Origin of the sequence: Citrobacter sp. Cpo061 (assembly GCF_030332845.1) — a bacterium.
Lineage (GTDB): Bacteria > Pseudomonadota > Gammaproteobacteria > Enterobacterales > Enterobacteriaceae > Citrobacter > Citrobacter portucalensis.
On record NZ_JAOWHB010000013.1, the window covers coordinates 36,329 to 49,914 of the forward strand.

The 13,586-nt window shown below is 56.6% G+C and carries 15 protein-coding genes; 11 read left to right on the plus strand and 4 right to left on the minus strand.

The genetic code is table 11. The features are described from left to right. Positions 1–93: 93 nt before the first annotated feature. The 5 genes from phnL to phnP are packed head-to-tail and all read left to right on the plus strand — an operon-like array spanning position 94 to position 3,658. Complete coding sequence (phnL, locus tag OGX97_RS00760) at positions 94–780, plus strand: phosphonate C-P lyase system protein PhnL (RefSeq protein WP_003826708.1); 687 nt, start codon at positions 94–96, stop codon at positions 778–780. Then, on the plus strand, positions 777–1,913 hold the full coding sequence (phnM, locus tag OGX97_RS00765) for an alpha-D-ribose 1-methylphosphonate 5-triphosphate diphosphatase (protein ID WP_103015272.1): 1,137 nt from the start codon (positions 777–779) through the stop codon (positions 1,911–1,913). Before phnL ends, phnM begins: the two co-directional genes overlap by 4 nt. Positions 1,914–1,915: 2 nt before the next feature. Then, on the plus strand, positions 1,916–2,470 hold the full coding sequence (phnN, locus tag OGX97_RS00770) for a ribose 1,5-bisphosphokinase (RefSeq protein WP_008786953.1): 555 nt from the start codon (positions 1,916–1,918) through the stop codon (positions 2,468–2,470). Then, the gene (gene phnO, locus OGX97_RS00775; RefSeq protein ID WP_008786952.1) at positions 2,457–2,891 is read left to right on the plus strand and encodes an aminoalkylphosphonate N-acetyltransferase; all 435 of its coding nucleotides are present in this window, start codon (positions 2,457–2,459) and stop codon (positions 2,889–2,891) included. Before phnN ends, phnO begins: the two co-directional genes overlap by 14 nt. Positions 2,892–2,899: 8 nt before the next feature. Next, complete coding sequence (gene phnP, locus OGX97_RS00780; RefSeq protein WP_235125792.1) at positions 2,900–3,658, plus strand: phosphonate metabolism protein PhnP; 759 nt, start codon at positions 2,900–2,902, stop codon at positions 3,656–3,658. Positions 3,659–3,710: 52 nt separating this feature from the next. On the opposite strand, the gene OGX97_RS00785 is transcribed toward phnP, so the two are convergent. The 4 genes from OGX97_RS00785 to OGX97_RS00800 form a co-directional block, all read right to left on the minus strand. Further along, positions 3,711–4,052 (minus strand): HigA family addiction module antitoxin, encoded by a 342-nt coding sequence (locus tag OGX97_RS00785; protein ID WP_008786950.1) that lies wholly within the window; start codon positions 4,050–4,052, stop codon positions 3,711–3,713. A 20-nt stretch (positions 4,053–4,072) separates the two neighbouring features. Further along, complete coding sequence (locus OGX97_RS00790; protein WP_032942116.1) at positions 4,073–4,375, minus strand: type II toxin-antitoxin system RelE/ParE family toxin; 303 nt, start codon at positions 4,373–4,375, stop codon at positions 4,073–4,075. 155 nt (positions 4,376–4,530) lie between these two features. Beyond that, a complete protein-coding gene (yjdP, locus tag OGX97_RS00795) occupies positions 4,531–4,860 on the minus strand; it encodes a DDRRRQL repeat protein YjdP (protein ID WP_003031807.1) in 330 nt (109 codons plus the stop codon). Between the two features lie 69 nt (positions 4,861–4,929). Continuing rightward, a complete protein-coding gene (locus OGX97_RS00800) occupies positions 4,930–7,194 on the minus strand; it encodes a hybrid sensor histidine kinase/response regulator (RefSeq protein ID WP_235125812.1) in 2,265 nt (754 codons plus the stop codon). Positions 7,195–7,308: 114 nt separating this feature from the next. Between OGX97_RS00800 and OGX97_RS00805 the strand changes: the two genes are divergently transcribed. From OGX97_RS00805 to OGX97_RS00830, 6 genes are all read left to right on the plus strand, one after another. Continuing rightward, positions 7,309–8,832 carry a sugar ABC transporter ATP-binding protein gene (locus OGX97_RS00805; protein WP_153753885.1) on the plus strand — a complete coding sequence of 508 codons (1,524 nt, stop codon included), beginning with the start codon at positions 7,309–7,311 and terminating at the stop codon, positions 8,830–8,832. Further along, entirely contained in the window at positions 8,825–9,820 is a 996-nt protein-coding gene (locus OGX97_RS00810) for an ABC transporter permease subunit (protein WP_008786947.1), read from the plus strand. The genes OGX97_RS00805 and OGX97_RS00810 overlap by 8 nt, the downstream gene beginning before the upstream one ends. An 88-nt stretch (positions 9,821–9,908) precedes the next feature. After that, on the plus strand, positions 9,909–10,850 hold the full coding sequence (locus tag OGX97_RS00815; protein WP_003826688.1) for an ABC transporter substrate-binding protein: 942 nt from the start codon (positions 9,909–9,911) through the stop codon (positions 10,848–10,850). 120 nt (positions 10,851–10,970) lie between these two features. Next, a complete protein-coding gene (locus tag OGX97_RS00820) occupies positions 10,971–11,654 on the plus strand; it encodes a D-lyxose/D-mannose isomerase (protein ID WP_032942114.1) in 684 nt (227 codons plus the stop codon). A gap of 14 nt (positions 11,655–11,668) precedes the next feature. Continuing rightward, on the plus strand, positions 11,669–12,529 hold the full coding sequence (locus OGX97_RS00825; RefSeq protein ID WP_008786944.1) for a ketose 1,6-bisphosphate aldolase: 861 nt from the start codon (positions 11,669–11,671) through the stop codon (positions 12,527–12,529). Then, positions 12,526–13,530 carry a carbohydrate kinase family protein gene (locus OGX97_RS00830; protein ID WP_103285877.1) on the plus strand — a complete coding sequence of 335 codons (1,005 nt, stop codon included), beginning with the start codon at positions 12,526–12,528 and terminating at the stop codon, positions 13,528–13,530. The genes OGX97_RS00825 and OGX97_RS00830 overlap by 4 nt, the downstream gene beginning before the upstream one ends. Positions 13,531–13,586: the final 56 nt, after the last annotated feature.

Below are 13,586 nucleotides of genomic sequence, written 5' to 3' on the forward strand. Positions count from 1 at the left end.
CCTTATCCGGCCTACGGAGCGGCATTGGTTGTAGGCCTGATAAGCGAAGCGCCATCAGGCAATCGAACGCAAAAATGTCTAAAGAGGCTAAAAATGAACGCGATCCGCGTTGAAAATGTCAGTAAAACCTTTGTCCTGCATCAGCAAAACGGCGTGCGTCTGCCGGTGCTGCAAAACGCCACTCTGGACGTTAAAAGCGGCGAATGCGTGGTGCTGCACGGTCACTCGGGCAGCGGCAAATCCACATTGCTGCGTTCGCTGTACGCCAACTACCTGCCGGATGAAGGACACATCCACATCCGCCACAGCGATGAATGGGTCGATCTGGTGCAGGCCCCGGCGCGCAAAGTACTGGAGGTTCGCCGTTCAACCATCGGCTGGGTGAGCCAGTTCCTGCGCGTGATCCCGAGGATTTCCGCGCTGGACGTGGTGATGCAACCGCTGCTGGATCTGGGGGTCTCCCGTGAGGAGTGTGCAGCCAAAGCAGCTAACCTGCTTACCCGCCTGAACGTGCCGGAGCGGTTGTGGCACCTGGCGCCGTCGACCTTTTCCGGCGGCGAACAGCAGCGCGTCAACATCGCTCGCGGGTTTATCGTCGATTACCCAATTCTTCTGCTCGATGAGCCTACCGCCTCGCTGGACGCCAAAAACAGCGCCGCCGTCGTCGCATTAATTGAAGAGGCGAAAGCCCGCGGCGCAGCAATTGTCGGCATTTTTCACGATCAAACCGTGCGCGACCGCGTAGCGGATCGTCTGCATCTGATGGGAACAACAGCATGATTATCAATAATGTAAAGCTGGTACTGGAAGATGAAGTGGTGCAAGGATCGCTGGAAATCGAGGGCGGGGTCATTCGCACCTTTGCAGAAAGTCCGAGCAGCCTACCTGAGGCGCTGGACGGCGAAGGCGGCTGGCTGTTACCAGGGCTTATCGAGCTGCATACCGATAATCTCGACAAATTTTTCACCCCGCGCCCGAAGGTAGACTGGCCTGCCCACTCGGCGATGAGCAGTCACGACGCGCTAATGGTCGCCAGCGGCATTACCACCGTGCTGGACGCGGTGGCAATTGGCGATGTACGCGACGGCGGCGACCGTCTGGAAAATCTGGAGAAGATGATCAATGCAGTCGAAGAGACGCAAAAGCGCGGGGTCAATCGCGCCGAGCATCGCCTGCACCTGCGCTGTGAGCTGCCGCATCACACTACCCTGCCGCTGTTTGAAAAACTGGTCAGCCGCGAGCCGGTAACGCTGGTGTCGCTGATGGATCACTCGCCAGGCCAGCGTCAGTTCGCCAATCGCGAGAAGTACCGCGAGTATTATCAAGGCAAGTATTCGCTCACCGACGAGCAGATGGCCCGCTATGAAGAAGAACAGTTAGCGCTGGCGGCGCGTTGGTCACAGCCCAATCGCGCGGCGATTGCCCAGATGTGTCGTGAGCGCCAGATTGCGCTGGCGAGCCATGATGATGCCACCCATGATCATGTGCTGGAATCGCACCAGCTTGGCAGCGTGATCGCCGAATTTCCCACCACCTTCGAAGCGGCTGAAGCCTCGCGCCAGCATGGTATGAACGTGCTGATGGGCGCGCCGAACATCGTGCGCGGAGGATCTCATTCCGGCAATGTGGCGGCGCATAAGCTGGCTGAGCTGGGGCTTTTGGATATTCTCTCTTCCGACTATTACCCCGCCAGCCTGCTCGACGCGGCATTTCGCGTAGCGGATGACGACGCCAACCGCTTTACCCTGCCGCAGGCCATTCACATGGTGACCCGCAATCCGGCGCGGGCATTAAATCTCGACGATCGTGGCGTTGTTGCCGAAGGCAAACGCGCGGATCTGGTGCTGGCACACCGCAAAGGCGGCAACATCCATATCGACCACGTCTGGCGTCAGGGCAAAAGGGTATTCTGACTATGGGTAAACTGATCTGGCTGATGGGGCCATCCGGCTCCGGTAAGGACAGTCTGCTGGCCGAACTCCGCCAGCAGGAACCGGCGCAACTGCTGGTGGCGCACCGTTACATCACCCGCGCCGCCAACGCCGGAAATGAAAATCATATTGCGCTGAGCGAACAAGAGTTTTTTACCCGCGCCGGGCAGAACCTGCTGGCGCTGAGCTGGCACGCCAATGGCTTCTACTACGGCGTTGGCGTGGAGATTGACCTCTGGCTACACGCCGGTTTTGATGTGGTGGTCAACGGCTCACGGGCGCATCTGCCCCAGGCGCAGGCCCGTTACGGCACATCTTTACTCCCCATTTGCTTACAGGTTTCTCCGGCGATTTTACGCCAGCGCTTGCAGGCTCGTGGACGGGAGAGCGAAACGGAAATCGCCGCCCGTCTTGAGCGCGCAGCCCGCTACGCCCCGTATGACTGCCACGTCCTGAACAACGATGGAAGTTTGCTACAGTCTGTCGATACACTACTCACACTGATGGGACGCAAGGAGAAGAAACATGTCTGTCTGTGAATTACGCCGCGCTACGCTATACGATACCGATGCGGTTTATGCGCTCATCTGTGAGTTGAAACAGGGTCAATTCGACCTGCAGGCCTTTAGTGCCGGATACGCCGCAAATCTGCAAGATCCCAATATGCACTACCAACTGGCGCAGCTCGACGGACAGGTCGTCGGCTTGATCGGTCTGCACCTGCAGTTTCATCTGCACCACGCTAACTGGATTGGCGAAATACAGGAACTGGTGGTGATGCCGCAGGCGCGAGGATTAACGGTAGGCAGTCAGTTACTGGCCTGGGCCGAAGCCACCGCGCGCGAAGCGGGTGCAGAGATGACCGAGCTTTCCACCAGCACTCAACGCCTTAACGCTCACCGTTTTTATCAGCGCGAAGGCTATACCCAGAGCCATTTTCGCTTCACTAAACCGTTGTAGGGGGAGCCATGAGTCTGACCATTACGCTGACGGGAACGGGCGGCGCGCAGCTGGTGCCGACATTTGGCTGCGACTGTGCGGCCTGCCAACGAGCACGCTTACAGGCGCAATACCGTCGACGCCCTTGTAGCGGGGTGGTCAGGTTCAATAATGCGGTGACGCTGCTGGACGCGGGGATCCCGCATCTGATGGACGAATGGCCGGCGGGCAGCTTCCAGCAGTTTCTGCTGACCCACTATCATATGGATCATGTGCAAGGGCTGTTTCCGTTGCGCTGGGGTGTGGGGGCGACTATCCCAGTGTACGGTCCGCCGGATGAACAGGGTTGCGACGATCTGTTTAAGCATCCCGGCATCCTCGATTTTAGCCATACCGTGGCACCGTTCGTGGTGTTCGACCTGCAAGGATTGCAGGTAACGCCGCTACCGCTCAACCATTCAAAGCTGACGTTTGGTTATCTGCTGGAGACCGCACATAGCCGCGTGGCGTGGCTCTCCGATACCGCCGGACTTCCCGACAAGACGTTGAAGTTTCTCCACAATAACCAGCCTCAGGTGATTATCATCGACTGCAGCCATGCCCCGCGCGCCGAGCCACCGCGCAATCATTGTGATTTAAACACCGTTATCGCATTGAACGACTTCATCCGCTGCCCACGGGTGATCCTGACGCATATCAGCCATCAGTTTGATCTGTGGATGATGGAACATCCGCTACCAGTAGGGTTTGAGGCAGGATATGACGGAATGGAGATTGTGCTGGAGTAAGGAAATTTGCCGGATGCGATGAAAACATCTTATCCGGCCTACAAACAGATGATTAAGCGACTTTTTTTGCGCCGACATCTCGCTGCGCAATAAAATCTTTAACTGAAACAATCCGGTTCAGTTCTTCTTGCGCCCGCATGTCATTTTCAACTTCCCACAGGTCAACCGCCGCCTGTAGGTTACGCCAGAAATCAACGGAGGTATCGAACGCTTTTGCCAAACGAAACGCCATATCCGTTGTTAATTTGCGATTATTGTTGACCAGTGCGCTCACTGTATTGCGGTGAACATGCAGAATTTCAGCCAGATCGTTGATTTTCAGATCAAGCGGTTCCAGGTATTCATATTGCAGGATATCACCCACAGTCGTTGGTTTTCTGGATGCCTGTTTCATATCGTTACCTTACGTTTTCTCTAATAGATGTGTGGATCTAAGTACACATCTTCGGCCTTACCATTAATCCATTTAAATATTAATCGGTACTGCTTGTTTACTCTGATTGAAGAATATTCCTGTAACTTTCCGGTTAACTCTTCATATCTGTTACCGGGTGGCGAGCGCAAATCCCGATGCGAAACAGCCGCATTAATGATATCCAGCTTTCTGGCTAATGCAGTGTGAATATCCGCAGGTATTTTTCTGTGCGATGTCGCCCGTTCAAAAAAATCTTCAAGCCATGTATCCCGAAAATTTCTGATATTTAATGATTTAGACATTCCATTGCCAGCACCTTTTCCATAAGCATAGAGAGATTGTAGTGCATACATGCACTGTGCTCAAGTGCATTCATTAACATAAAATGGTGAGCCGTTGGGCGAGCAGATAGATCCCTGCCAGAAAGATAAAATACCCATAAATTTAATCGTTACCGCTAACGATCGTAATCTTCTTCCATTCTGCGCTCTTCGTCTTCTAACTGACGCCGTTCTTGATCGAGCTGGCGCTGACGGTCATCCAGTTGGCGACGTCGATCTTCAAACTGGCGGCGGCGATTGTCATATTGCCTGCGCCGGTCGTCACTCATCTGGCGCTGCCAGCTTTCATCACGGGAGTCATCATAATCCCGCCCGTTGTCCGGTTTGTATGCGTCGTTAATCGCCTGCTGAATATTACCAATGGCGTCATCGATAATATCCGCCTGTGCCGATACGGTGGTCAGCATTAGCAAACTAAAAAGAAGGAATGTCGCGGAGCGTTGCATAAAACCAGCCTCATCAAGAAACTCGCCCCACGGTAATCAAAGCGTATTTGCGCGGGTAGCGGAGGAATCTCAATTACGCGAATGCCGCAGCGCCTGCGCCAGTTCTCCCCGAGTAAAAGGCTTACGCAATAGCGCCACATCCGGCAACGCCGGGTTATGCGCCGGGCGTAAATCCTGACCGCTTATCAGCAGGATGGACAACTGCGGATAATGTGCCTGGGCATGGTTAACCACATCCACGCCGCTTAAACCACCTGGCAGCATTAAGTCGCTGATAAAAATATCAATCTCGGATGAAGCCGCCAGCATATGCATCGCCTGTTCCCCGTTGGCGGCCTCTAACGTCAGGTAGCCCAGCAGGTGTAACTGCTCGCACAACGTCTGGCGTACATCGGCTTCATCTTCAAGCACCAACACCAGTTTTTCACCGCTGTTCGCCGCATGTACCGCCACCGGTTCTGCCTGAGCCTGCACCGGCACAACGGCGCGAGGCAGTTGTAGCCTGACCGTCGTTCCCTGCCCGGGAGCGCTTTCAATCTCCACCCGACCTCCGGACTGGCGCACAAAACCGTAAACCATCGACAGCCCCAGTCCGCTGCCGCTACCGGTCTGTTTGGTGGTGAAAAACGGTTCGAAGACCTGGGCTTTCACCTCCTGTGACATCCCGCTCCCCTGGTCGGCCACCTCCAGCATCACCATATCCTGCTTGCGCCCATCGCTGCGCGTGACCCGCTGATTCCAGGTACGGATTTTAATCGTGCCCGCCTGCCCGTCCATGGCGTCACGGGCGTTCATCACCAGATTGATAATGGCGTTTTCCAGTTGGCTGACGTCAATCCACGCGGGCCAGGCGGGAGACTGGGCTTCAATCTCCAGCGTCAACGTGGCCGGAAGAGAGTGGCGCATCAGTTCGCCCAGATTTTCCAGCAGCGTTTTCAGCTCCACCGCATGAGGGTGCAACGACTGTTTGCGCGAAAAGGCCAGCAGTCGCTGGGTAAGCAACGCCCCACGCTCGGCGGCTTTTAGCGCCCGATTGACCCGTGGCGCATCGGGCGACTCCGGATTCACCAGATCCAGACTGCCAATAATAACCGCCAGCAGGTTATTGAAATCATGTGCTAATCCCCCCGTCAGTTGCCCCACCGCCTTCAGCTTTTGGCTGTGCAACAGCGCCTCTTCCAGCCCCTGACGCTCGGTGCGATCGATTTCCATCTGGCTGGTTTTTTCTTTTAGCAGTCGGGTGGTGTGCTCCAGCGACGCCGTATTCCGGGCAAAGACGCTAAAAGCGCGGGCCAGTTCGCCTAACTCATCACGCCGCTGCAGGGCCGGGACGCTGACGTCTGATTCACCGTGCGCCAGCCGGGTCATCGCCCGTGAAATGGCCGTCAGGTTGGAACCGAGATTACGGTAGATATACCACCCGGCAAAACCGGTGATCACCACCGCCAGCAGCGCAAACACTAAAATAAACATCGCGCCGGATTGCAGTTCCTGATGGCTTTGCGCCACCCGTTGCTCTGAGATCAGCGCCACCTGCGAGGCATACTGATTGATATCGCTGTTGAGGATCGCCACCAGCGCTTTGATATGAAACATATACCAGTTGATGGCCAAATCGCTCTGCTCCAGCGCGGAAGAGAGCGGCTCCAGCTTATGCAGCTCCTGGTTGAAGTCGTTGAGGATACCGCTAATTAGCGGACTAGCATGGCGCAAGGGAAGCGCAGGCATCACCGCATCCAGTTGTTTCACCACCGAACGCGGCGTGGGCGTGTCGATGGCGGCAACAATTAAGCGGTCCATCTGCCCCAGCAGCGCATCATCCTGCGCGCCGGTCAACTTTTGCAGATGACGTAAATAGCTTTGATTTTGATACAGCGAACTGAGCAACGCGTTACGCTCCAGGTGTCGCCGCTGCCCGCGCTTCAACATCCCTTCTACGCTGCTTTGTAGTTCATTACTGCGCTGGATAATACGCTCGACCAGCACCGGCTCTTGCTGTGCCAGCGGCGCGGTAGCCAGTTGTTGCAGCGACTGCTTCAGCGCCCGCTGGGTCTCCTGCAGCCGCTCCGCTTCCCCTTTGTATTCCAGCGCCCCGACCACCTGCGACAACCGCACCGCCGCCGTCGCCACGTTCGCCGTATCCCGCGCCAGGTTCATGCTGCCGGTCATGTCGTCAACGGTTTGCTGCTGCACCTGCTCCTGAATCTGACTGGCATGCTGAAAACCCAGCACCGCCACGCCGCTCACCATCAGCGTGACAGCCACCACCAGCAGATTGAAGAACAGCAATCGTCCGCGCGCACTGGCGAAAAAGTGACGTCCCGGTTGCGGCATATCACGCTCCGTGAAGAAAAATCGCAATATGACAAATATGAACGGCTTCTGACATTTTGCATTTACATTCCTGTGATGGACTGCTGATATCGGCCACCCCACAGGAGATCCGCCATGAGCAGGACACCGGTTCTGGAGATGCGCAACATTGCTAAAGCGTTTGGCAAATTTTACGCGCTGAAAGGGGTCGATTTAACGGTCTGGCCGGGCGAGATTCATGCCCTGATGGGCGAGAATGGCGCGGGGAAGAGCACCCTGATGAAGATCCTCGCAGGCGCCTATACCGCCACCAGCGGTGAGATCCTGATTGACGGTCTGCCGTTCCATATTCGCGGTCCTAAAGATGCACTTAGCGCAGGCATCACGCTGATTTATCAGGAGATGCAGCTCGCGCCGAACCTGACGGTAGCGGAAAATATCTTTCTTGGCAGCGAGCTGTCGCGCGGCGGGCTGGTCCAGCGTAAAGAGATGGTCATGCAGTCGCAGAAAGTCATCGACCGACTCGGCGCCCAGTTTAAGGCCAGCGACCGTGTGATGACGTTGACCATCGCCGAACAGCAGCAGGTGGAAATTGCCCGCGCCCTGCACCGTAACAGCCGCATTCTGGTAATGGATGAACCCACCGCCGCCCTCTCCTCACGTGAAACTCACCGCCTGTTTGAACTGATCATGCGCCTGCGCGATGAGGGGATGGCGATTATCTACATCAGCCACCGCATGGCGGAAGTGTACGAACTCTCGGACCGCGTCAGCGTCCTGCGCGATGGGCAATATGTTGGCAGCCTGACCCGCGACAAGCTCAACGCCTCGGAGCTGGTACGCATGATGGTGGGCCGTCCGTTGAGCGATCTGTTCAACAAAGAGCGCGACATTCCCTTAGGTAAAGCACGCCTCAATGTTCATCACCTGACCGACGGCCATAAAGTCCAGCCGTGCAGCTTGCTGGTGCGCTCCGGGGAGATCGTCGGCCTGGCCGGGCTAGTCGGTGCCGGGCGTTCTGAACTGGCTCAGCTGATTTTTGGCGTGCGTAAAGCCATCGGCGGCATGATTGAAGTAGACGGTGAACCGGTAGTGATCCACTCCCCCCGCGAGGCGATTGACCACGGCATTGGCTTTCTGACGGAAAACCGCAAAGAACAGGGATTATTTTTAGAGCTGGCAGCGGCAGAAAACATCACCATGGCAACGCTGGAGCGTGACGCCAACTGGGGCATGCTCGATCGCAAAAAGGCGCAGGCTATTTCCGATGACGCCATCAAGCTGCTCAACATCCGCGTGCCGCACGCACAGGTACGCGCGGGTGGGCTGTCCGGCGGAAATCAGCAAAAACTGCTGATTTCACGCTGGGTCGCGATCGGCCCACGTATTTTGATCCTCGATGAACCCACGCGCGGCGTGGACGTCGGTGCCAAAAGCGAGATCTACCGGATCATGAACGATATGGCGCGCAAAGGCGTAGCGATCCTGATGATCTCCAGCGAGCTGCCGGAAGTCGTCGGTATGAGCGATCGCGTGTATGTCATGCGGGAAGGCAGTATTGCCGGCGAGCTGAACGGACAAAGTATTACCCAGGAAAATATTATGACGCTGGCAACCGGCGTGAACGACTCCCACCATCAGGCGGTACCCCATGAATAATCCAACCACTCCCCAGCAGGTGGCAAAATCCGCCTCCGCAAAAAAAATGCTGATGAGCGATCTGATGCAAACGGTCGGCATCTTACCGATTCTCATCCTGATTGTGGCGGTATTTGGCTTTATCGCGCCTAACTTTTTTACCGAAAGTAACCTGCTGAATATTACCCGTCAGGCCTCGATCAACATCGTGCTGGCGGCTGGCATGACCTTCATTATTTTGACCGGCGGGATCGACCTCTCGGTTGGCTCGATTCTCGGTACCACCGCTGTCGCAGCCATGGTCGTTTCTCTTATTCCTGAGCTTGCCATGCTATCGATTCCGGCGGCGCTGATGCTCGGTCTGGTGCTGGGATTGTTTAACGGCGCGCTGGTCGCTTTTGCCGGACTACCGCCGTTTATCGTCACGCTTGGAACCTATACGGCGCTGCGCGGTGCGGCCTATCTGCTGGCCGACGGTACAACGGTGATTAACTCCAATATCAGCTTTGAGTGGATCGGTAACAACTATCTCGGCCCGGTTCCGTGGCTGGTGGTCATTGCGCTGGCGGTGGTGGTGGTGTGCTGGTTCATTCTGCGCCGCACCACGCTCGGCGTTCATATCTACGCGGTCGGCGGCAATATGCAGGCCGCACGTTTAACCGGCATCAAAGTGTGGCTGGTGCTGCTGTTCGTCTACGGCATGAGCGGTTTGCTCTCAGGTCTTGGCGGGGTGATGAGCGCCTCGCGGCTGTATAGCGCCAACGGCAACTTAGGCATGGGTTACGAGCTGGACGCCATCGCGGCGGTGATCCTCGGCGGCACCAGCTTTGTTGGCGGGATCGGCACCATCACCGGCACGCTGGTGGGGGCGTTGATAATCGCCACGCTCAATAACGGTATGACGCTGATGGGCGTCTCCTATTTCTGGCAACTGGTGATCAAAGGGGCGGTGATCATCATAGCGGTGCTGATCGACAAATACCGTACCCGACACCATCAAAGTGCATAGACAAGCTTACTGGCCTACTCATTCGTAGGCCTGATAAGCGCAGCGCCATCAGGCGTATAACAACAATACCCTACGTGAGGAAACGAGTATGCGTTTGAAGCCATTAGTGACCGCGCTCTGTGCTGGCGCCCTGCTTGCTGCAGCTCCGTTTGTGCAGGCAAAAGAACTGAAATCGATTGGCGTTACGGTGGGCGATCTGGCCAACCCGTTCTTCGTGCAGATCACCAAAGGCGCGGAGCTGGAAGCACGCAAGCTGGCAGGTGATAGCGTTAAAGTAACGCTGGTTTCCAGCGGTTACGATTTGGGGCAACAGGTGTCGCAGATCGACAACTTTATTGCCGCAAAAGTCGACATGATTATCCTTAACGCCGCCGACTCCAAAGGCATCGGCCCGGCGGTAAAACGCGCGAAAGACGCCGGGATCGTGGTGGTTGCCGTTGACGTGGCGGCGGAAGGCGCAGACGCGACCATTACCTCCGATAACACCCAGGCAGGTGAAATGGCCTGTAAATACATTACCGACCGCCTGAAAGGCAAAGGCAACGTCGTCATCATCAACGGGCCGCCGGTTTCCGCCGTCCAGAACCGCGTGGAAGGCTGCCAGACTGAGTTCAAACGCCACCCGGACATCAAGGTGCTGTCGCATAACCAAAACGCCAAAGGCAGTCGCGAAGGCGGGCTGGAGATCATGACCGCGCTGCTGGCGGCGAATCCGAAGATCGACGGCGTATTCGCCATTAACGATCCGACGGCGATCGGTGCCGATCTGGCGGCAAAACAGGCGCAGCGTAGCGAATTCTTTATTGTCGGCGTAGATGGATCCCCGGACGGTGAAGAAGCGCTGAAGCGCGAAAACTCACTATTTGTGGCGACTCCGGCACAAGATCCGCAGGTGATGGCTGCCAAAGCGGTCGAAATCGGCTATGACATATTGCAGGGGAAACCCGCCCCGAAAGAACCCGTACTGATCCCGGTGACGATGATCGATAAAAACAACGTCGGCAGTTATAAGGGTTGGACGGTTAAATAGCCCGCCACAACAACGCCGGATGGCGGCAAAAATGCCCTATACGGCCTACAAGATCGCTATGAATTTGTAGGCCGGATAAGCGCGGTGCCATCCGGCATTATATTAAGGAGGATTCAGCCGATGAAACGCTCCGCAATAAACGAGATCCTTGGCCACACGCGCCAGTTTTTCTCTCAGCACGACGTGCATCTCCCCCCTTTTGCCAGCTTCCCCCCGACCCAATGGCGCAAGCTTGATGCTGCAGCCTGGAGCGAAGTGTTCGACCTTAAGCTCGGTTGGGATGTCACCGCATTTGGCGGCAACAATTTCGCCGCGCAAGGGTTAACGCTGTTCACTCTGCGTAATGGCTCGCCGAAAGGCATGCCTTACGAGAAATGCTACGCCGAGAAAATCATGCATGTTCGCGATGCGCAGGTCACGCCGATGCATTTTCACTGGCGCAAACGCGAAGACATTATCAATCGCGGCGGCGGCAATTTAATTGTGGAACTGTGGAATGCGGGGATCCGGGAACAAACGGAGGAGACCGACGTGAGCGTAGTGATTGACGGCTGTCGGCAAACCCATGCAGCGGGCAGTCAGTTACGCCTGACGCCGGGTGAAAGCATCTGCCTGCCGCCGGGCCTGTATCACAGCTTCTGGGCGGAAGAAGGTTTTGGCGACGTGCTGGTCGGCGAGGTTTCTTCTGTTAATGACGACGACCACGATAATCACTTTTTGCAACCGATCGCCCGCTATAACGACATTGAAGAAGACGAGCCGGCGCAGCTGGTGCTGTGTAACGAATATCGCCTGTTCCGCTAACCAAGGAGCGCATTATGCCGTTGATATCTCTCGCTGATGGTCTTGCCCATGCCCGTGAGCATCACTATGCCTTAGGGGCATTTAATGTTCTGGATTCACACTTCCTGCGCGCGCTGTTTGCCGCAGCTAAACAGGAACGTTCGCCGTTTATCATCAATATCGCCGAGGTGCATTTTAAATATATCTCGCTGGATTCTCTGGTCGAAGCGGTCAAATTCGAAGCCGCCAGGCATGACATTCCGGTGGTGCTGAACCTTGACCACGGCCTGCACTTTGAGTCAGTGGTGCGGGCGCTACGCTTAGGTTTCAGTTCAGTGATGTTCGATGGTTCCACGCTGGAGTATGAAGAAAATATCCGCCAGACCCGCGAAGTGGTGAAAATGTGCCATGCCGTCGGCGTGTCGGTGGAAGCCGAACTGGGTGCGGTGGGCGGTGATGAGGGCGGCGCGCTGTACGGTCATGCCGACGAGTCGCTGTTTACCGACCCAATGATGGCGCGTGATTTCGTCGACAGAACCGGGATTGACGCGCTGGCGGTCGCCATTGGCAATGCCCACGGCAAATACAAAGGCGAACCGCTGCTCGACTTCCCGCGTCTGGACGCCATTCGCCAGCAGGCGGCAATCCCGCTGGTACTGCACGGCGGCTCCGGCATCAGCGACGACGATTTCAAGCGTGCGATTGAACTCGGCATTCACAAAATCAACTTCTATACCGGCATGTCGCAGGCGGCGCTGTCGGCGGTAGAAACACGGATGGCGAATCGCCAGCCGCTGTACGACGAATTCGCCGAACTGCTGCTCGGCATTGAAGAGGCCATTACCGATACCGTTTCGGAACAGATGCGCATTTTTGGCAGCGCGGGACGGGTCTGATGGAACGCAAAGGCGTTATCGCCGCAGGCAACATGCTGGTCGATCACGTGCATCAAATTGTGCAGTGGCCGGAACGTGGCTGGCTGGCGGAAATCACCCGTAGCGAACGCGCCACGGGCGGTGCGCCGCTTAATGTGCTGCTGACGCTGGCAAAAATGCACACTGGGCTGCCGTTGCAGGCGGTGGGGTTAATCGGTCAGGACAGCGACGGCGACTACATTATGGCGATGCTGGAGCAGTATCACGTTAATCGCCAACACGTGCAGCGCACCACATTCGCCCCCACGTCGATGTCGCAGGTGATGACCGATCCCAGCGGTCAGCGCACCTTTTTCCACTCGCCCGGTGCCAATCGGCTACTCGATCTGCCTGCGTTTGAGCAACTGGATACCTCGATGAAAATCTTCCATCTGGGATATCTGCTGCTGCTCGACAGTCTGGACATGCCGGATGAGGAGTTCGGGACGCGTAGCGCACGGCTGCTGGCGCAAATGCGCGACAACGGCTTTGAAACGTCGCTGGATCTGGTCTCACGTAAGGGCGACCCGCGCTATCAACCGCTGGTGATGCCAGCCCTGCGCCATCTCGACTATCTGGTGATTAACGAGCTGGAAGCCGGGGAGTTCAGCGGGCTGGAGATCCGCCAGCCCAACGGCGAACTGCATATTGCGCACATCGCCACCGCCGCACGCGAATTATTGAATGCAGGTGTACGCCAGCGGGTGGTGATCCACTGTCCGGAAGGTGCCTGGGGTGAAGCGCCGGATCTGCCGGGCGTCTGGATCCCGTCGCAGTACCTGGCGCAGGAGGAGATCGTTGGCAGCGTCGGAGCGGGAGATGCGTTTTGCGCTGGATTTTTGTATGGCTGTCATGAGCGCTGGTCGCTGACGGACAGCGTCAGGTTGGCACACGCCTGTGCGCGGGCAAGCTTGCTGTGCGCGAATGCGATAGATGGCGCGAAGACGCTGGCAGAGTTGAAAGCAGAAATGGCTGACGCCTGATGCGCTACGCTTATCAGGCCTACGACCGCATCGTCCGGAAATATGCCTGATGCGCT

Bases quoted from the DNA above. Each gene is read 5' to 3' on its own strand.
- phnO (WP_008786952.1), top strand. From the start codon at position 2,457: ATGTCTGTCTGTGAATTACGCCGCGCTACGCTATACGATACCGATGCG.
- phnP (WP_235125792.1), top strand. From the start codon at position 2,900: ATGAGTCTGACCATTACGCTGACGGGAACGGGCGGCGCGCAGCTGGTG.
- phnL (WP_003826708.1), top strand. From the start codon at position 94: ATGAACGCGATCCGCGTTGAAAATGTCAGTAAAACCTTTGTCCTGCAT.
- OGX97_RS00805 (WP_153753885.1), top strand. From the start codon at position 7,309: ATGAGCAGGACACCGGTTCTGGAGATGCGCAACATTGCTAAAGCGTTT.
- OGX97_RS00790 (WP_032942116.1), bottom strand. From the start codon at position 4,375: ATGTCTAAATCATTAAATATCAGAAATTTTCGGGATACATGGCTTGAA.
- OGX97_RS00820 (WP_032942114.1), top strand. From the start codon at position 10,971: ATGAAACGCTCCGCAATAAACGAGATCCTTGGCCACACGCGCCAGTTT.
- OGX97_RS00800 (WP_235125812.1), bottom strand. From the start codon at position 7,194: ATGCCGCAACCGGGACGTCACTTTTTCGCCAGTGCGCGCGGACGATTG.
- phnM (WP_103015272.1), top strand. From the start codon at position 777: ATGATTATCAATAATGTAAAGCTGGTACTGGAAGATGAAGTGGTGCAA.
- OGX97_RS00815 (WP_003826688.1), top strand. From the start codon at position 9,909: ATGCGTTTGAAGCCATTAGTGACCGCGCTCTGTGCTGGCGCCCTGCTT.
- OGX97_RS00785 (WP_008786950.1), bottom strand. From the start codon at position 4,052: ATGAAACAGGCATCCAGAAAACCAACGACTGTGGGTGATATCCTGCAA.
- yjdP (WP_003031807.1), bottom strand. From the start codon at position 4,860: ATGCAACGCTCCGCGACATTCCTTCTTTTTAGTTTGCTAATGCTGACC.
- phnN (WP_008786953.1), top strand. From the start codon at position 1,916: ATGGGTAAACTGATCTGGCTGATGGGGCCATCCGGCTCCGGTAAGGAC.
- OGX97_RS00825 (WP_008786944.1), top strand. From the start codon at position 11,669: ATGCCGTTGATATCTCTCGCTGATGGTCTTGCCCATGCCCGTGAGCAT.
- OGX97_RS00810 (WP_008786947.1), top strand. From the start codon at position 8,825: ATGAATAATCCAACCACTCCCCAGCAGGTGGCAAAATCCGCCTCCGCA.